This window comes from Kosakonia sp. S42 (assembly GCF_016624785.1).
In the GTDB taxonomy this organism is placed as follows: Bacteria; Pseudomonadota; Gammaproteobacteria; order Enterobacterales; family Enterobacteriaceae; genus Kosakonia; species Kosakonia cowanii.
In genome coordinates this window covers 92,559-110,841 of record NZ_JACVTW010000003.1, presented here as the reverse complement: position 1 = coordinate 110,841, position 18,283 = coordinate 92,559, and the positions used below count along the sequence as shown (strand labels likewise).

The following is an 18,283-nucleotide window of genomic DNA, read 5'->3' as shown; positions in this document are numbered from 1 at the left end:
AACCCGGCTTTTTTCGTGCTGTGCTCCCCTTTCCGCGCGCTGTGTTACTATGTGCCTTTCTGTCGGCGGCCTATATTGCGCCCGCCACTCTTTCTGTCGTTACCCTGTTTGAGAACGTGTTATGTCTTCCAGAATCCTGACGTCGAATGTTATCGGCATTGATGAATTTATGCGTGATAACGCCGCGATACTGGCGCGCGCGGAAGGCGGTACCGTCGCCGTATTTGCAAATAACAGCCCTGCGTTTTACGCGCTCACCGCCGAGCGCCTTGAGCAGCTACTGGCGCTAGAAGCGCAGCTTTCGCGCCCGCCGAGCGACGTGTCGCTTGATGCGCAATTCTATGAAGAGCCTGCCGCCGCGCCGGTGAGCGTGCCAATGGGCAAATTCGCTATGTATCCGGGCTGGCAGCCAGACGCCGATTTTCAGCGCCTGGCCGCGCTGTGGGGCATCGCCCTCACCCAGCCAGCCACGCCGGAAGAGCTGGCGTCGTTTGTCGCTTACTGGCAGGCGGAAGGCAAAGTTTTCCACCACGTGCAGTGGCAGCAGAAGCTGGCGCGCAGCCTGCAAATCGGGCGCAGCAGCCAGAGCGGCGCGGCGAAGCGCGATATCAACACGCTCTCTGCACCGGACAACCACATTCCACCTGGCTTTCGAGGTTAGCGATGAAAAACGTTGGCGAATTGATGAAGCGGCTGCAAAAGATGATCCCGGCTCACGTCGAACCGGCGTTCAAAAACAGCGAAGAGTTGATGGCCTGGCAAAAGCAGCAGGGCGAACTGCGCTCAGCGGCGCTGGAGCGTGAAAACCGCGCCATGAAGATGCAGCGCACCTTTAACCGTTCCGGCATCCGCCCTCTGCATCAAAACTGCTCTTTTGACAATTATCGCGTCGAGACGGAAGGCCAGATGCGCGCCCTCAGCCAGGCGCGGCAGTATGTCGAAGAGTTTGATGGCAACATCGCCAGCTTTATCTTCTCCGGCAAACCGGGCACCGGCAAAAACCATCTCGCCGCCGCCATCTGCAACGAACTGCTGCTGCGCGGTAAGTCGGTGCTGATTATCACCGTGGCGGACATCATGTCGGCGATGAAAGAGACCTTCGGCAACCGCGAAAGCAGCGAAGAGCAGTTGCTGAACGATCTAAGCAGCGTCGATCTGCTGGTGATCGACGAAATCGGTATGCAGACCGAGTCGCGCTACGAAAAAGTGATCATCAACCAGATTGTCGATCGCCGCTCCTCTTCAAAGCGCCCGACCGGCATGCTGACTAACAGCAATATGGACGAAATGAATAAGCTGCTCGGCGAACGCGTGATGGATCGCATGCGTCTCGGCAACAGTTTGTGGGTCATCTTCAACTGGGACAGCTACCGCAGCCGCGTCACCGGTAAAGAGTACTAAAATCAGCGGCTTCAACGCCGCGTTATCCCCAATGCGGCGTTTTTACCCCTTTCACGCTGTGCGATAGCGATCACCTTTCCCGCTTTCTAAACCAATTCTGAATAAACCGCCGATAAGATGACACTACAATTGCAGGCAGGTGACATCGTCATTAAATTATATCCCCTGTTACAAATATTCATGACCAGTAATATCTCTGGCGCTTTTGAGGAATAACGGTTGTCCGGATTGCTCTCCCTTGTCCTGTTTATCGCCTCGGTGGCGATTTATGCTACGAAAGCGGGCCGTAATAAGTGGTGGTTTAGCGCCACGCTTCTCGTATTAGGCCTGTTTGTTCTATTAAACATTACCCTTTATGCCAGCAACTACTTTACCGGTGACGGCATTAACGATGCGGTGATCTACACCCTGACTAACAGCCTGACCGGCGCGGGTATCGGCAAATATCTGCTGCCCGGCGCAGGCTTAGTGCTGGCACTGGTTGCCGTTTTTTGTGCCCTCGGCTGGGTGCTGCGCCGTCGCCGCCATATGCCCCACCATTTTGGTTACAGCCTGCTGGCGCTGGCGCTGGCCTTAGGCTCGGTGGATGCCAGCCCGGCGTTTCGCCAGATAACGGAGTTAGTAAAATCGCAAACCCGCGAAAGCGATCCCGATTTTGGCGCCTGGTACAAAGTGCCTGCAAAGCAGATCCCCAACCCGCAGCTGAACCTGGTCTATATCTACGGCGAAAGCCTCGAGCGCACCTACTTTAATGAGGATGCATTTCCCGGACTGACGCCGGAGCTTGGCGCGCTGAAAGCCGAAAGCCTCGATTTTAGCCATACCGAACAGCTGCCCGGCACCGATTACACCATCGCCGGCATGGTCTCCTCGCAGTGCGGTATTCCGCTCTTTGCGCCGTTCGAGGGCAATGCCTCCGCGTCGGTCTCCAGCTTCTTCCCGCAAAACCTCTGCCTCGGCGATATTCTGAAAAACTCCGGATATGAGAACCACTTTATTCAGGGGGCGAACCTGCGTTTTGCCGGTAAAGATGTGTTCCTCAAATCCCACGGTTTTGACCATCTGATTGGCGCCGAGGAGCTGAAAAACCAGGCCGCGGATCCCAGTTACCGCAATGACTGGGGCTTTTACGACGATACGGTGCTGGATACCGTCTGGCAGCAGTATGAATCCCTCTCCCGCGCCGGTAAGCGCTTCTCCCTGTTTGCGCTGACGGTGGACACCCACCACCCGGACGGCTTTATCTCCCGCGGCTGCGAGCGCAAAAGCTACCGTTATGACGATAAGGTGAACCAGTCATTCAGCGCGGTGACCTGCAGCCAGCAGAATATCGCCAGACTGATTAACCGGATAAAAGCATCGCCGTGGTTTAAAGATACGGTGATTGTGGTCTCGTCCGATCATCTGGCGATGAACAACAGCGCCTGGAAATACCTGAACAAACAGGATCGCAGCAATCTCTTCTTCGTCCTGCGTGGCGACCAGCCGCAGCAGGATCTCTCCGGCATTAAGCGCAGCACGCTGGATAATGGCGCGACCGTGCTCGATATTCTCGGTGGCGACAACTTCCTCGGCCTCGGTCGCAGCAGCCTCTCCGGGCAGTCGCTCTCCGGCGTCTTCCTCAACATGAAGCAGAAGGTGCTGGCGTGGAAGCCAGATATCATCCGCCTGTGGAACTTCCCCAAAGAGATAAAGGATTTCACCATCGATGGTGAAAAACAGACCATCACCTTCTCCGGCAGCCAGTTCCGCCTGCCGCTGCTGGTGCGCGTGTCGGAGAAAATCGAGCCGTTGCCGGAGAGTGAATACTCCGCGCCGCTGCGTTTCCAGCTGGCGGATTTCGCGCCGCGCGACAACTTTGTCTGGGTCGATCGCTGCTACAAAATGGCGCGGCTCTGGGCTCCTGAGCTGGCGCTCTCAACCGACTGGTGCGTCTCGCAGGGTCAACTGGGCGGCGAACAGCAGGTGCAGCGCGTCGATAAACCGCAGTGGCACGGTAAAACGGCGTTTAAACAGACAGTTATCGATACTGCCCGCTACCAGAAGAGCGTCGATACGCTGAAGATCCTCGATGATGACATTCGCTATAAAGCCGACAGCTTTATCTTTAATGTCGCGGGCGCGCCGGAAGAGGTGAAACAGTTTAACGGCATCTCACGCCCGGAAAGCTGGGGACGCTGGTCAAATGCCCAGCTTGGCAAAGAGGTGGCCATTGAGTACCAGCAGCCGCTACCGGCGCAGTTCGATCTGGTGATCACCGCGAAAGCGTTTGGTGATAATGCCAATCGCCCGATTCCGGTGCGTGTCGGTAACGAAGAGCAGATGCTGACGCTAAGTCATGAGGTGAGCACCACCACGCTTCATTTCACCAATAGCGCGGGCAGTAACAAGCTGGTCATTGTGCCGCCGGATCCGCAGTCGACCAATGAAGGGAATATCCTCGGTCATGCGCCGCGTCAGCTGGGGATTGGTCTGGTAGAGATAAAAGTGGTGAAACGCGAAGGGTAAAAGCGCGCCCTGCAGAGCAGGGCGCAGCGGGAAATCAGAAGGTTTCCCAGTTTTCGCCAGAAGTGGTCGCTACCGCTTTACGCGGCAGCACCGCCGGCGCGGCTTTGTTACCACCGGCTGTTTTCGCAGCAGCACGCTGCTCGTTCATCAGGCGGAACACGGCAACCGCTTCAGTCAGACGGCTGGCCTGCTCTTCCAGCGCGGCAGCCGCCGCGGCAGACTCTTCCACCAGCGAGGCGTTCTGCTGTGTCACGCGATCCATCTCGGCGACGGCAAGGCCAACCTGGTCGATACCGCGGCTCTGCTCATCGGAAGCAGAGGCGATTTCGCCCATGATATCAGTCACGCGGGTAACGGCATTGACGATCTCATCCATCGTTTCACCGGCGCTCTCAACCAGCGTGGAACCCACTTCAACGCGACCAACAGAGTCTTCAATCAGACTCTTAATCTCACGCGCCGCCTGGGCACTACGCTGGGCAAGGTTACGCACTTCACCAGCAACCACGGCAAAACCACGGCCCTGTTCACCGGCACGCGCCGCTTCCACCGCGGCGTTGAGCGCCAGGATGTTGGTCTGGAAGGCAATCCCATCAATCACGCTGATGATGTCAGCGATTTTCTGCGAACTGGCGGTGATATCACGCATGGTCTGCACCACGTTATCCACCACTTTGCCGCCTTTCTGCGCCGTTTCCGACGCGCTCAGCGCGAGGTTGCTCGCCTGACGGGCGTTTTCGGCGTTCTGTTTCACCGTCGCAGTCAGCTCTTCCATGCTGGCAGCGGTCTCTTCCAGAGAAGCAGCCTGCTGTTCAGTACGTGAAGAGAGATCGTTGTTACCAACGGAGATTTCGCTGGCACCGCTGTAAATCGCGTTAGCGCCATTACGCACATCGCTGACGGTGCGCACCAGTTCACCCTGCATATGACGCAGGCTGTCAGCCAGCACGCCCATTTCGTTGGAGCCCTGCACTTCAATGCGCTGGCCCAGATCGCCACCGGCGATATGGCGAATATTGTCGATCAGGTGGTTCAGCGGTGCGATCAGCGCACGTTTGATGCCGACCCACACGGCGATGATCACCAGCAGCACCACCAGCAGCACGCTGATAATGATCCAGATGGCAGAACCGTAGGAGCTTTCACTGTCAGCCACGGCGGCGTCATACAGACGATCGTTCTGCTGCAAGTAGGAGGTGTACTGCTTCTCGAAGCCATCCTGGTAGCTCTGCGTCGGCTGATCGAAGAACTCGTTGATCTTGCCTGCGCCAAGCAACTGGATCAGTTCTGACAGCGCGTTGTGGTAGATATCGTAATTACGCTTGATCTCCGCCGCCGCCTCTTCGCTCTGACGCGGATCGCGCGGCAATGCCTGGTAGGCATTCCAGTTCACTTCCGCCTGTTTCAACGAGGTGCTGGCAATCTGCATCAGTTCCGGAACGGTCGCGCCGCTGCCGATATTGGTCTGATCCATCATGTAGCGGATACCCGCGCGGTTCAGGGTATTACGGGTTTGCAGCAGCGCAACCCAACTGCCGTTAAGCGTGGATTGTTGCTGACGAATGGTTTGAAGGACGGTGAAGTTTTCTTTGTCTTGCTTTAGCGAATTAAAGAACAATCCGCCGGAGGTGAGTTGTAAAAGGCCAAATAATCCGAGTACCAGTAACAAGCTGGTCACGATTTTGATGCGCGTTAACATATCATTCTCTTTCCTTATAGATAGTAAGTAGATTTTCGGCCTGGCGGGGAAAAACTTTATGGCTAAATGCACTATTTTGTAGGGATATTAATAGCGGCATCAGCTTGTTACGTGGGCTAACCTGTTGCGATCTTACGTGATCTTGCTCACATAATTTTTCGGAATAGTTGTAGTGTAAAACCTCTTAGACCCACTTCGATACCGCTCACCGCGCTTATATAACCGCTCGGCAAAATCGCCCCCTTTCACGCGCGTGATTTGCCATCATGGCGGGCAGCATTTGTCCTGTTTAACACCACACACGTCTCTTCCCTATTTCTGATAAAAACCAGGTCTGCTATGGATACCAAAAAACTCTTTAAGCACGTTCCGTGGGTCATCCTTGGGGTAATCGGTGCTTTTTGTCTGTCGGTCGTCGCGTTACGCAGGGGTGAGCATGTCAGCGCCCTGTGGATCGTGGTCGCCTCCGTCTCTGTTTATCTTGTTGCTTATCGTTACTACAGCCTCTACATCGCCCAGAAGGTGATGAAACTCGATCCAACCCGCGCCACGCCTGCGGTGATCAATAACGATGGTCTTAACTACGTGCCGACCAACCGCTACGTGCTGCTTGGTCACCACTTTGCCGCTATCGCTGGCGCTGGCCCGCTGGTCGGCCCGGTACTCGCCGCGCAGATGGGCTACTTGCCCGGCACCCTCTGGCTGCTGGCAGGCGTCGTGCTGGCGGGAGCGGTGCAGGACTTTATGGTGCTGTTTATCTCCTCACGGCGTAACGGTGCGTCGCTCGGCGAGATGGTGAAAGAGGAGATGGGCCGCGTGCCGGGTACCATTGCCCTCTTCGGCTGCTTCCTGATCATGATTATCATCCTGGCGGTGCTGGCGCTGATTGTGGTGAAAGCGCTGGCCGAGAGCCCGTGGGGCGTCTTTACCGTCTGCTCAACGGTGCCGATTGCGCTGTTTATGGGCATCTATATGCGCTTCCTGCGCCCGGGCCGCGTCGGCGAAGTGTCGGTAATCGGCATTGTGCTGCTGGTGGCGTCAATCTGGATGGGCGGTGTGATTTCCCAGGACCCTTACTGGGGCCCGGCGCTGACCTTTAAAGACACCACCATCACCTTTGCGCTGATTGGCTATGCCTTTATCTCTGCCCTGCTGCCGGTGTGGCTGATCCTCGCCCCGCGCGACTACCTGGCAACCTTCCTGAAGATCGGCGTGATTGTCGGCCTGGCGCTGGGGATTGTGATCCTCAACCCGGAACTGAAGATGCCTGCGGTGACGCAGTATATCGACGGCACCGGCCCGCTGTGGAAAGGGGCGCTCTTCCCGTTCCTGTTTATTACCATCGCCTGCGGCGCGGTCTCCGGCTTCCATGCGCTGATCGCCTCTGGTACCACGCCGAAACTGCTGGCCAATGAGACCGACGCGCGCTTTATCGGTTATGGCGCGATGCTGATGGAGTCCTTTGTGGCGGTGATGGCGCTGGTGGCAGCCTCCATTATCGAGCCGGGTCTCTATTTCGCCATGAACACGCCGCCTGCGGGTCTTGGCATCACCATGCCAAATCTGCATGAGCTGGGTACTGAACATGCACCGATGATCATGGCGCAGTTGCAGGATGTCACCGCGCACGCCGCGGCGACGGTCAGCTCCTGGGGCTTTGTGATTTCGCCAGAGCAGATCCTGCAAACCGCGAAAGATATTGGTGAACCCTCCGTGCTTAACCGCGCGGGCGGCGCGCCGACGCTGGCCGTCGGTATCGCCCACGTGTTCCACAAAATCATTCCGATGGCGGATATGGGTTTCTGGTATCACTTCGGCATTCTGTTTGAAGCGCTGTTTATTCTGACCGCGCTGGATGCGGGCACCCGCGCAGGCCGCTTTATGCTGCAGGATCTGCTGGGTAACTTCGTGCCGTTCCTGAAGAAAACCGACTCGCTGGTGGCCGGTGTAGTGGGTACTGCCGGTTGCGTTGGCCTGTGGGGTTACCTGCTCTATCAGGGCGTGGTCGATCCATTAGGCGGCGTGAAGAGCCTGTGGCCGCTGTTCGGTATCTCTAACCAGATGCTGGCCGCCGTAGCACTGCTGCTCGGCACCGTGATCCTGGTGAAGATGCAGCGCACCAAATACATCTGGGTAACGGTCGTTCCGGCCACCTGGTTGCTGATCTGCACCACCTGGGCGCTCGGCCTGAAGCTCTTTAGCAGCAACCCGCAACTGGAAGGCTTCCTCTACATGGCTAACCAGTACAAAGCGAAGATTGCCGCGGGCGGCAGCGAGCTGAGCGCAGAGCAGATTGCCAACATGAACCATATCGTGGTGAACAACTACACCAACGCCGGGTTAAGCATTCTGTTCCTCGTGGTGGTTTACAGCATCATCTTCTACGGCATTAAAACGTGGCTCCAGGTACGCAATAACACCACGCGTACCGATAAAGAGACGCCGTATGTGCCGGTGCCGGAAGGTGGCGTTAAAACCTCTTCACACCATTAATCTCAACCCTTTGCCGGAGCGGGCTCGCCCCTCTCCGGCATTACCAATATCTGGATGCGCGAATGTTTGGTAACTTAGGCCAGGCTAAAAAGTACCTTGGGCAGGCGGCAAAAATGCTGATTGGTATTCCGGACTATGACAACTATGTTGATCATATGAAAACCAACCATCCCGATACGCCCTATATGACCTACGAAGCGTTTTTCCGCGAGCGTCAACAGGCGCGTTACGGCGGCGATGGCAAAGGCGGCGTCCGCTGTTGTTAAAGGAGAGTCCATGACACCTGTTGCAGTTACCCTGCTGACCGGCTTTCTCGGTGCCGGCAAAACCACCCTCTTGCGCCATATCCTTAATGCACAACACGGCTATCAGATTGCGGTTATCGAAAATGAGTTCGGCGAGGTCTCCGTTGACGATCAGCTGATTGGCGATCGCGCCACGCAGATCAAAACCCTGACCAATGGCTGCATCTGCTGTAGCCGCTCGAATGAGCTGGAAGATGCGCTGTTGGATCTGCTCGACGGGCTCGATCGCGGCGAACTCCATTTTGATCGGTTGGTGATCGAGTGCACCGGCATGGCGGATCCCGGCCCGATCATTCAGACCTTCTTCTCTCATGAGATCCTCTGCCAGCGCTATCTGCTCGACGGCGTGATTGCGCTGGTCGATGCGGTGCATGCCGATGAGCAGATGAACCAGTTTACGCTGGCGCAATCGCAGGTCGGTTACGCGGATCGTATTCTGCTGACTAAAACCGATGTCGCTCCGGATAACGCGGCGCTGCGCGAACGGCTGGCCCGCATCAACGCCCGCGCGCCCATCTACACCGTGACCCACGGCGATATCGATCTGGCGCTGCTGTTTAATACCAGCGGTTTTATGCTCGAAGAGAACGTGGTTACCGCCAAACCGCGCTTCCACTTTATGGCCGATAAGCAGAACGATATAAGCTCAATTGTGGTGGAGCTCGATTACCCGGTGGATATCAGCGAGGTGTCGCGGGTGATGGAGAACCTGCTGCTGAGCTTTGCGGAGAAGCTGCTGCGCTACAAAGGGATGCTGTGGATCGACGGCGAGCCGAACCGCCTGTTGTTCCAGGGCGTGCAGCGCCTCTATAGCGCCGACTGGGATCGCCCGTGGGGCGACGAAACACCGCACAGTACGCTGGTGTTTATCGGCGTGCAGCTGCCGGAGGAGGAGATCAGAGCGGCGTTTGCCGGGCTGAGAAAGTAACTGCCTGATGGCGCTACGCTTATCAGGCCTACAAAAACACAGCAGCACGTACGTAGGCCGGATAAGGCAAAGCCGCCATCCGGCAAAACCGAATGACGGCTCACAGTGGAAACGGTGTCGCCCGTAGGCCGGATAAGCGCAAGCGCCATCCGGCAAACGATGCCAGCTAAGGCTACTGACGCACCACTACCAGCTTCTGGTTCACAAACTCTTTGATCCCCAGATCCGACAGCTCACGCCCAAAGCCCGAACGTTTCACCCCACCAAACGGCAGTTCTGCCGCGGTATCGGTCAGCCAGTTGATGTACACCATCCCGGTTTCAATCCGCGAGGCCAGCCCTTTCGCCCGCTCAATATCGCGGCTGAAGATCGCCCCACCAAGGCCATAATGGGAGTCGTTCGCCAGGCGCACAGCCTCTTCATCGTCCTGCACCACATAAATCTGCGCCACCGGGCCGAAGAACTCTTCGAAGTACGCCGGGTTGTCGCGAGTAATGTGAGTCAGGATCGTCGGCTCAAAGAAGTTACCTTCGCTGTTCGCCGGTTTACCGCCGAAGTGGAGTTTCGCCCCCTTCTGCACCGCTTCACTCACCTGCTTGCTAAGGGTTTCTAGCGCATCTTTAGACGATAGCGGCCCAAGCGTGGTGCTCTCATCAAGCGGGTCACCCATATTCACCTGCTGGAATGCGTCGGTGAACTGGCGCAGGAACTGATCGGCTACTTTCTGGTGCACGATAAAGCGTTTTGCCGCCGTACAGACTTGCCCGGCATTGGCCAGACGCGCCTGCACGCCGGTTTTCACCGCCTTCTCCAGATCGGCATCGTCGAGCACGATAAAGACATCGTTACCGCCCAGTTCGAGGGTCGATTTTTTGATGTGCTTCGCCGCCTGCGACGCCACTGCGCTACCCGCTTTTTCCGAACCGGTCAGGGCTGCGCCCTGCACGCGTGGGTCAGCGATAATCGCCGAAACCTGATCGGAAGAGATAAACAGGTTGGTCCATGCCCCTTCCGGCGCACCCGCTTCACGCACCAGATGGGCGAAGGCTTCGGCGCAGTGCGGCACGATGCTGGCGTGCTTACAGATCACCGGGTTACCGGCGGCCAGGTTCGGTGCCAGCACACGAATGAGCTGATAGTAAGGGAAATTCCACGGCTCGACCGCCATGATGATACCGATCGGATGGTGTTCAACCCAGGCATCGCCCAGCTCGGTGTCATATTTCACCGGGGCGAGGAATTTTTTCGCGTTGTCCGCATAGTAACGGGCGATCTGCGCGCAGATCTGCACCTCGCTGCGGCTCTGGGCAATCAGTTTCCCCATCTCCTGGGTAGCGATTTTCGCCAGCTCCTCCTGATGGCTCTCCAGCAGGTCAGCCAGTTTATGCAGTACCGGCAGCCGCTGGTCGATGCTCCCTTTTGCCCACTCTGAGTGGTAAAGGGCGTCAGCCTGGCGCAGCGTCGCCTCAATATCGGCATCGCTGTGATTCGGATACGCTTTAATCAGCTGATTGTTGAAAGGATTCACTGTCTGGTAAGCCATATGGGTCTCCTTAATTTACCACTTAGGATAATAAGGGTAGTAAAGCGTCAGGAGGCGTGAAGTAAAGTTGAGTATATCCGGAGTGTTCTTATGTTTCATTTAGCGTGATATTCTTGCCACCAGGAAATATAAAACCTACATAAGAAATTAAAAATCAATCACTTACTTTATTTATCAAGTAATAAAACCTTATTTAACCCTGAACTATCTCTGGATAAGTAAATAAGCGCTCCTGCCTGTCACTTTTTGTGCAATTAAAGCTTAATTAACGCCGCTTTATTTCCACCCCGTCTGCATCCGCTATGCTTAATACCACACAAATAACAGGAGGAAATATGCAGCAGAGCGTCCGCGGAATTGATCATATTGGTATTACCGTGCCGGATATAAAAGCCGCTACCCGTTTTCTTACCGAGGCATTAGGTGCGGAGCTGATTTACCAGTCCGTGGCACCGGAAGATGAGGATATTGATAGCGAAGCGCAGCAAAAGACGCTGCGGCTGGTGCCGGGCACGGTGATCAAAGCGGTGAACATGCTTAAGCTGCAACACGGGCCGGGCATTGAGCTGTTTGAAATGCAGGGGCCTTCGCAACGTGAACCGCTGCGGGCGAACGACTTTGGCCTGCAACACTTTGCGGTCTATGTCGACGATATCGACGCCGCGCTGAAACAGTTTGCCGATGCGGGTGGCGAAGTGTTTACCGCGCCGCAGCCGCTCGGTTTCCCGACCGAGAAGGGCGACGGCAACTGCTTTTGCTATGGCCGCACGCCGTGGGGCAGCATCGTCGAATTTATCGCTTACCCAACGCCGATGCCCTACGAGCGCGACACACCGCTGCGCCGCTGGAAACCGTGACCATTAGTCCGAAGCCCCACCCAATGTAGCGGCTTCTGCACAACGCGCTTCGCGATCCCAGGCGCGCTGTGCTATACCGGAAAACCGCTCCAGATCGAGATGATGAATAGCCGTGACTCGCGATATCGCACAAACCTTTTTCCGCTCAGCTGCGCTGCCCGGTGTCGAGCTGCGCAGCACCCGCAACAGCACGCAGGCGTATAAGCGCCACCGCCACGCGGAGCTCTCCATCGGTGCGATTATCGACGGCCAGACCCGCTGCGTCTGCCACCAGCAGGAGTACCTGCTGCGGCCAGGCGATCTGATTGTGATTCCGGCCCTGACGCCGCACAGCTGCAACCCGCTCGCCGGGCAGCCGCGCAGCTACCATATGCTCTACCTGGCTGATGAAAATCGCGCCCGGCAGGTGATTCGCGACCCGCAGTTGTTCGAACACTTCCTGCATATTGTCGCGCTGATGGAGCATAACCAGACGCTGGCATTGCCAGGAGCCATCCAGACTCTGCTCGCCGCCTTACCGAATGTGCCTGATGATAAACCGCTCCACGCAGTCAGTGAGCAGGTGCAGATGGCGTTGCAGGAGAATTTGCAGCAGCCACCGACGCTGGATGCGCTGGCGCACGCCTTTTCACTGCGCAAAGAGACGCTGATCCGCACCTTCAAGCGGGACACCGGTTTAACGCCCGGCAGCTTTCTCAACCTTGCCCGCGTCGAGTTTGCCAAAAGCCGGCTGCGCGCCGGGGATAAACTGGCAGATGTCGGCTACCAGAGCGGTTTTGCCGACCAGAGCCACTTTCATAAAACCTTTGTCAGCTACACCGCCGCCACGCCGCGCCAGTACGCGCGCGGATCAATATCAGACAATAAATAGCGCCGCGCAGCGGCTATGGTGACCGCAATGTTTATGCGAGGTCACTATGGATATCTTTCCCGCCGCTTTTCCCGCCCTGGCGCTGGCGCATTTTGTCGCGCTGCTCAGCCCCGGCCCGGACTTTTTCCTGCTGATAGGTTACGCCATTCGCTACCGCCTGCGCGGCAGCGTCGGGCTCTGCATCGGCATCGCTTTGGGTAACGCGCTCTATATTCTGCTGGTGATTATCGGGGCCAGCGCGCTGCGCCACTTCAGCGGTCTGTTTACCGCCATCGAACTGCTCGGCGCGCTTTATCTGTTGTGGATTGGTTCACAGCTGGTGCGCAGCCGCCCGCAAACGCTGGCACTGGATGAGACGCGTCAGCGCTGCCCTGGCATCGGTAAACAGTTTTTACTTGGCCTCGGCTCGGCGCTGCTCAACCCGAAAAACGCCCTCTTCTACCTGGCGCTGATGACCGCCCTGCTCGGCCCCGATGTGACGCTACTGCAACAATCGGTCAGCGGGATCTGGATGGTGATGGTGGTACTGCTGTGGGATATAGCGCTGGTCAGCCTGATTGGCCTGCCTGCCCTGCAACGGCGTCTGAGCCGCAGCATCTGCTGGATAGAGCGCATCGCGGGCGTAGTGCTGATGGTGTTTGGCGGGTGGATCTTATGGAAAACCCTGTAGGTCGTTATTCGAATAGCTCGGCATGGGTGCCCAAATCGGTGAATACCACCAGATGCTTTTCGCCATCAAGGCGATATACCAGCAGATAGTCACCGCCAATATGCAGCTCGCGAAACCCCTGCATATTTCCGGTTAAAGCATGATCGTTATATTGAGCGGGAAGCGGGTTGCCGGAGAGCACCATCGACATGATAGCAGCCGTCTCATGCATGTCCCGGCGTCCCGCTTTGTTATATCGCTCCCAGGCCTTCACAAAGGTTTTGGTGTAATCGGAGCGGAATGGCAGGCGCGCGCGTTTACTCTTTCCCATCGTTTAAGCTGTCCATTAGCTGTTCAACACTCTCAAAGCGTCCCTGCTTTTGCGCGGCGATCTCTTCGGCCTCAACCATTGCGTTACGTAACCGGGCGGTTGGTTTCGCGGTGATTTCAAAAGGTATCCCTTCGTTTTTAACAATTTGCTCAGCAAACAGGCGTATCGCCGTGCTCCAGTTGAGGCCGCAATTTTCAAGCACCAGCCCGGCGCGTGCCTTGAGTTCGCTGTCGATACGCGATCGGATAACAGAATCCATATAACCTCCTGTGCGTTTGTGGGCACAGTGTAGCTACAAAATTGATTCTTTGCACCTTCGCCTCGTCTCGCTCTATGCTTATCAGATGGAAAAATTAGCTGAACTGAAGCGCGCCAAACGACTGGCGCTGTCGCTGCTGCTGATCGCTGCCGCGGTGTTTGTTACCACTCTCTTTCTGCCGCCAAACTTCTGGGTGAGCGGGGTCAAAGCCATTGCCGAGGCGGCGATGGTCGGCGCGCTGGCCGACTGGTTTGCGGTGGTGGCGCTGTTTCGCCGCGTGCCGCTGCCGTTTATTTCCCGCCATACGGCGATTATTCCGCGCAATAAAGACCGGATTGGCGACAATCTTGGTCAGTTCGTGCAGGAGAAGTTTCTTGATACCCAATCGCTGGTGGCGCTGATCCAGCGTCATCAGCCTGCGCAGATGATCGGCGTCTGGTTTAGCCAGCCGGAGAACGCGCAGCGCGTTGGCACGCACCTTTTGCAAGTGATGAGCGGTTTTCTTGAGATGACCGATGACAGCCGTATTCAGCGGCTGATCCGCCGGGCAGTGCATAAAGCGATCGATAAAGTCGACTTAACGCAGACCAGCGCCCTGATGCTGGAGAGCCTGACGCGTAATAATCGCCATCAGAAGCTGCTGGACACGTTAATTACTCAACTGATTGCTCTGTTACAGCGGGAGAGTACGCGCACCTTTATTGCCCGCCAGGTGGTGCACTGGCTGGAGACCGACCATCCGGTGAAGGCGAAAGTGCTGCCGAAAGAGTGGCTGGGGGAGCAGAGCGCGGCGCTGGTCTCCGATGCCGTTAACTCCCTACTGGATGATATCAATGCCGATCGCACGCACCAGATCCGCCAGGCCTTCGATCGCGCGACGATGAAACTGATCGCTAACCTGAAAAGCGATCCGGAGATGGCAGAGCGGGCGGAAAACATCAAAGAGTACCTGAAGAACGATGAGGCGTTTAACCGCTACGTGGGTGAGATGTGGGGCGATCTGCGCAACTGGATGAAAGCGGATATGCAGTCTGAAGATTCAAAGATGCAAAAGCGCATCAGCGAAGCCGGGTTGTGGTTTGGCGAAACGCTGCTGGCGGACGGCGCGCTGCGCGCCTCGCTTAACGAGCACCTCGAGCAGGCGGCCCATCGTGTAGCACCGGAGTTTTCGGCTTTCCTGACGCGTCATATTAGCGACACGGTGAAGAGCTGGGATGCGCGGGATATGTCTTACCAGGTGGAGCTGAATATCGGCAAGGATCTGCAATTTATCCGCATTAACGGCACGCTGGTCGGCGGCTGTATCGGCCTGATTTTGTACCTCTTGTCGCAGATCCCGGCGCTCTTAAACCTCTCCGCCCTGTGAGTCGCCGGATGGCGGCTTACGCCTTATCCGGCCTACAAAAGCGCCCTCCACGAGAATAGTAGGCCGGATAAGCGCAGCGCCATCCGGCAGTGAACTCACTCCTCAATCACAAACCGCGTCGCTTCAAAGCGGTTCAAAATCAGGTGCACCAGATAAACCATCGTCAGCGTCGCCACCAGCGAAACGGTGACGGAGACAATGCGGTACAGGTCGCTGAACACCAGGTCGGTGTCCGGGTGCAGGTTCTGGCCAAACATAATGCCGATGGTGGTGACGCTGGCGAAACCGACGCCTGCGCCCACCTTCTCCATCACATGCAGCCGCGCGCTAAACGCCAGCCCAAGGCCGATAAGCGGCATCATCAGCAGCATATGGCTACTGTGGTTATAGAGAATCAACTGCACCAGCAGAATATAAAGACACGCCAGCACCACGCCGACTACGCGCCATAACGAACTCAGCACCGACCCGCGATAGTGCATCGGAAAGAGGATCAAAATGCCCGCCATCAATGCCGAAAGCGAATCGCTCAGGTCGCTCATCTGGAAGACAACAAAAATCATCGTCGCCACCGTGCCGGAGAGCAGCGATTCATGGCGCACCCGGGCAGCATTTTTCTCAATCAGCGGCGGACGGGTGCGCGGCTCGACGTCCGGCAGCAGAAAGTGCATTAGCGCGCTAAGGGCGACGGCCATAATACTGGCCTCAATATTGGAAAAGAGCAGCGTATGCCAGTCGCTCGACGGGTAGCTCATAAAGTTGAGCATCGTGCTCTGGCACACCACGCCGGTTGAACCAAAGAGAAACAGCGGGCCTTTGCTCATAAAGCGAAAACGCATCACATAGAGCCCAAACACCACCAGCGTCATGATCACCGGCCACTGCATCAGATAGCCGATGATGAACACCATTTCGACACAGTTAATCACCGCGCTGAACACAAACTGTTTGGCGACGTGGCGGTTAAACACCGGCACCAGCGACAGCAGCATCACCGGGTAGATAACATAAAAGACGCCATACTGCGTGTTGTAAAAGCTCGACACGCTCAGGGCGATCATCCCGGAGAAAACAATGCGCAGCGTCTGGCGAAAATCGTTCGCCGTGTAGACGATGTTGCCGTGCGGCGTAAAGACGCGGGCCAGCGTGTTAATAGACATAGTGCAGCAGGCTTACCAGGCGGATTTGCAGCCCGGAGAAGAATCGGGCGAAGATCCCTTCGCTGTTATAGAGCTGCACCGTAGCGCGCGCGCCGGTCGGCAGTTCTTTGGGCAGTGGCTCATCCAGCGCCACATGAATACGCATACGCTGCGCATCGCGCACCCAGCGGTTGGAAGTTTCCGGCTCCGAAAGCTGACCGTTTACCGCTTCCTGCCCGGCGAGGGTGCCCGCATCGCTGCTGGTGACATGCGCGTGAAACACCTGGCCCGGCAGCGCATCAAACACTACCGCCGCATCGGTGCCAACATGGGTATGACGCAGGCTCTTTTCACGAAAATCGGCGACGATATCGCTCTTTTCATGCACCAGTGCCAGCGACGCGCCACCCGCCTGGGCATAAAAACCGGGGCTGAGTTGCAGGTTGCTGACCGTGCCATCAGCTTCGGCGCGCACCTGCGTCCAGCCAAGGTTCAGCTGCGCCTGTTGCAGGGCGTTGCGATATTTTTGCAGCGTGACGTTATGCGCCTCATCACGTTCACCGCGCTGAATACGCAGCGCTTCAATGCTGGCATTGAGATTCGTCACCGACTGCTCGCTCCCCTGCCAGGTGGTGCGCACGTTATCGAGATCGGACTGCGAGACACTCTGCATTTTGCCGAGTCGCTGGTAACGCTCAAAAGTGACGCGATTATTCTGCGCCGTCAGCTGCGCCGTTTTCAGGCTCGCCTGCGCGGCAGCGATCTGCGCGTCGAGCTGTTGATTGGTCAGACGCGCCTGCGCCAGCGCAATCTCCGCGGCTTCAACCTGGTTTTCAAAGGGAGTAGCGTCGAGTCGGTAGAGCAGATCGCCGCGCTTAACCCGGCTGTTGTTCTGCACATAGACCTCAGAAACATAGCCAGAGACGCGGGCAGAAACCGGCGTCACCACGCGCATCACGGTGGAGTCCGGCGTCAGCGGGATCCAGATATCGGCGACAATAAAATAGACAAACATCAGCAGGAAAGAGGCAATACTGACCCTTACCCAGCGGGCAAATTTTTGTTCAGGCGTCATCATTTTCTTATTCGGTTTTATTATCTTCTTCGCGCATCACGCGCAGATTACAGGCGAGTTGGCTCAGCGTGGCGCTGAACTTTTGCAGATCTTCCGCCGGGATACTCTCCGTTGCCCGCAGCTGACAGGCTTCAATCACTTGTGTGATTTTCTCCAGCAGCGCGCACCCTTTGGCGGTCAATTTCAGCAGGCGGATGCGCTTGTCGTACGGCGATGTCGTACGCGCAATCAGCCCCTGCGTCTCCAGTTGGGCGAGCGTGCGCATCAGTGGCGGTAGTTCAATGCCCTGCACTTCCGCCAGCTCACTGACCGAAACATTGTCCCCCAGTTGCTGCAACTGCATCAGCACCGTCCAGCTCGACTGGGTGATGCCGGTGTCGCGCAGGGCATGATCAATGGTCGCTCGCCACTGGCGCACTACCATTGCCATGCGCATTCCCAGCGGTCGGCGGGCAAACAGTTCATCTTCGGTCATTACGTCCCCTCACATTAGCGGAGGGGCACGATAAAGGTTATCAGGGTAACTATCAAGAAACGGTGGGGCAAAGAGCATGGATTGTGAAAGGCGAGGAGGTCAATCAAAAAACACCATTCCCTTATAGGGCTTCGCGCGACAAGCCGCCAGGCGCTGCGCCAGATCGCCGACATGTGCTTCCAGCTTATGACCGTCCGGGTCAAGGACGTAGTACGATGCCCCTTCGCTTTTGTTCACCTTCCAGCTCACCACGCCCGCTTGTTCCAGCCGTGTGATAAACGCCGAAGCCATTCTTTCCTGCTCGCTGCGCGCGATGCCCAGCGTTTCAGCATGGCTGCGCGCAGCAGGCCAACCCGCGCAGGCTCGGCAAAATCTTGCCAGTCG

At 56.9% G+C, this 18,283-nt stretch carries 17 protein-coding genes and 1 pseudogene; 10 read left to right on the top strand and 8 right to left on the bottom strand.

Annotated elements, in window-relative coordinates; all coding sequences use genetic code 11:
* Nucleotides 1-121 precede the first annotated feature (121 nt).
* From dnaT to opgB, 3 genes are all read left to right on the top strand, one after another.
* Entirely contained in the window at nt 122-661 is a 540-nt protein-coding gene (gene dnaT, locus IAE50_RS06150; RefSeq protein WP_200579844.1) for a primosomal protein DnaT, read from the top strand.
* A gap of 2 nt (nt 662-663) precedes the next feature.
* Nucleotides 664-1,401 (top strand): DNA replication protein DnaC, encoded by a 738-nt coding sequence (dnaC, locus tag IAE50_RS06145; RefSeq protein WP_023480325.1) that lies wholly within the window; start codon nt 664-666, stop codon nt 1,399-1,401.
* A 219-nt stretch (nt 1,402-1,620) separates the two neighbouring features.
* Complete coding sequence (gene opgB, locus IAE50_RS06140) at nt 1,621-3,909, top strand: phosphatidylglycerol--membrane-oligosaccharide glycerophosphotransferase (RefSeq protein ID WP_200579843.1); 2,289 nt, start codon at nt 1,621-1,623, stop codon at nt 3,907-3,909.
* Between the two features lie 34 nt (nt 3,910-3,943).
* On the opposite strand, the gene tsr is transcribed toward opgB, so the two are convergent.
* Nucleotides 3,944-5,608, bottom strand: coding sequence for a methyl-accepting chemotaxis protein (tsr, locus tag IAE50_RS06135; protein ID WP_200579842.1), 1,665 nt, complete (start codon nt 5,606-5,608; stop codon nt 3,944-3,946).
* Nucleotides 5,609-5,947: 339 nt separating this feature from the next.
* Here tsr and IAE50_RS06130 point away from each other — a divergent pair, with 339 nt between their 5' ends.
* The 3 genes from IAE50_RS06130 (at nt 5,948) to yjiA (ending at nt 9,334) form a co-directional block, all read left to right on the top strand.
* Nucleotides 5,948-8,101 carry a carbon starvation CstA family protein gene (locus IAE50_RS06130; protein ID WP_200579841.1) on the top strand — a complete coding sequence of 718 codons (2,154 nt, stop codon included), beginning with the start codon at nt 5,948-5,950 and terminating at the stop codon, nt 8,099-8,101.
* A gap of 62 nt (nt 8,102-8,163) precedes the next feature.
* Nucleotides 8,164-8,367 (top strand): YbdD/YjiX family protein, encoded by a 204-nt coding sequence (locus tag IAE50_RS06125; RefSeq protein ID WP_042714577.1) that lies wholly within the window; start codon nt 8,164-8,166, stop codon nt 8,365-8,367.
* A 10-nt stretch (nt 8,368-8,377) separates the two neighbouring features.
* On the top strand, nt 8,378-9,334 hold the full coding sequence (gene yjiA, locus IAE50_RS06120) for a GTPase (RefSeq protein WP_200579840.1): 957 nt from the start codon (nt 8,378-8,380) through the stop codon (nt 9,332-9,334).
* Between the two features lie 172 nt (nt 9,335-9,506).
* Here yjiA and IAE50_RS06115 read toward each other — a convergent pair whose 3' ends face one another.
* Nucleotides 9,507-10,877 (bottom strand): NAD-dependent succinate-semialdehyde dehydrogenase, encoded by a 1,371-nt coding sequence (locus IAE50_RS06115; RefSeq protein WP_200579839.1) that lies wholly within the window; start codon nt 10,875-10,877, stop codon nt 9,507-9,509.
* Nucleotides 10,878-11,212: 335 nt separating this feature from the next.
* Here IAE50_RS06115 and IAE50_RS06110 point away from each other — a divergent pair, with 335 nt between their 5' ends.
* The 3 genes from IAE50_RS06110 to IAE50_RS06100 all read left to right on the top strand — a co-directional run bounded on the left by IAE50_RS06110 (nt 11,213) and on the right by IAE50_RS06100 (nt 13,275).
* Nucleotides 11,213-11,734, top strand: a complete 522-nt coding sequence (locus IAE50_RS06110) for a VOC family protein (RefSeq protein WP_200579838.1) — start codon at nt 11,213-11,215, stop codon at nt 11,732-11,734.
* A 106-nt stretch (nt 11,735-11,840) separates the two neighbouring features.
* Nucleotides 11,841-12,605 carry an AraC family transcriptional regulator gene (locus IAE50_RS06105; protein WP_200579919.1) on the top strand — a complete coding sequence of 255 codons (765 nt, stop codon included), beginning with the start codon at nt 11,841-11,843 and terminating at the stop codon, nt 12,603-12,605.
* A 46-nt stretch (nt 12,606-12,651) separates the two neighbouring features.
* A complete protein-coding gene (locus IAE50_RS06100) occupies nt 12,652-13,275 on the top strand; it encodes a LysE family translocator (protein ID WP_200579837.1) in 624 nt (207 codons plus the stop codon).
* A gap of 4 nt (nt 13,276-13,279) precedes the next feature.
* Here IAE50_RS06100 and IAE50_RS06095 read toward each other — a convergent pair whose 3' ends face one another.
* Both IAE50_RS06095 and IAE50_RS06090 read right to left on the bottom strand, forming a co-directional pair.
* On the bottom strand, nt 13,280-13,585 hold the full coding sequence (locus IAE50_RS06095; protein WP_200579836.1) for a type II toxin-antitoxin system YafQ family toxin: 306 nt from the start codon (nt 13,583-13,585) through the stop codon (nt 13,280-13,282).
* A complete protein-coding gene (locus IAE50_RS06090; protein WP_042714565.1) occupies nt 13,572-13,844 on the bottom strand; it encodes a type II toxin-antitoxin system RelB/DinJ family antitoxin in 273 nt (90 codons plus the stop codon). Before IAE50_RS06090 ends, IAE50_RS06095 begins: the two co-directional genes overlap by 14 nt.
* A gap of 85 nt (nt 13,845-13,929) precedes the next feature.
* Here IAE50_RS06090 and IAE50_RS06085 point away from each other — a divergent pair, with 85 nt between their 5' ends.
* Nucleotides 13,930-15,210 (top strand): DUF445 domain-containing protein, encoded by a 1,281-nt coding sequence (locus IAE50_RS06085; RefSeq protein WP_200579835.1) that lies wholly within the window; start codon nt 13,930-13,932, stop codon nt 15,208-15,210.
* A 95-nt stretch (nt 15,211-15,305) separates the two neighbouring features.
* Here the strand turns inward: IAE50_RS06085 and IAE50_RS06080 are convergent, their stop codons facing one another.
* The 4 genes and pseudogenes from IAE50_RS06080 to IAE50_RS06065 form a co-directional block, all read right to left on the bottom strand.
* Nucleotides 15,306-16,370, bottom strand: a complete 1,065-nt coding sequence (locus IAE50_RS06080) for a DUF2955 domain-containing protein (protein WP_042714560.1) — start codon at nt 16,368-16,370, stop codon at nt 15,306-15,308.
* Complete coding sequence (locus IAE50_RS06075; RefSeq protein WP_042714559.1) at nt 16,360-17,427, bottom strand: HlyD family secretion protein; 1,068 nt, start codon at nt 17,425-17,427, stop codon at nt 16,360-16,362. The genes IAE50_RS06080 and IAE50_RS06075 overlap by 11 nt, the downstream gene beginning before the upstream one ends.
* A 4-nt stretch (nt 17,428-17,431) precedes the next feature.
* Nucleotides 17,432-17,899, bottom strand: coding sequence for a MarR family transcriptional regulator (locus IAE50_RS06070; protein WP_042714558.1), 468 nt, complete (start codon nt 17,897-17,899; stop codon nt 17,432-17,434).
* Nucleotides 17,900-17,998: 99 nt separating this feature from the next.
* Nucleotides 17,999-18,178 (bottom strand): annotated as a pseudogene (locus IAE50_RS06065) (glutathione transferase); the annotation flags it as partial.
* Nucleotides 18,179-18,283: the final 105 nt, after the last annotated feature.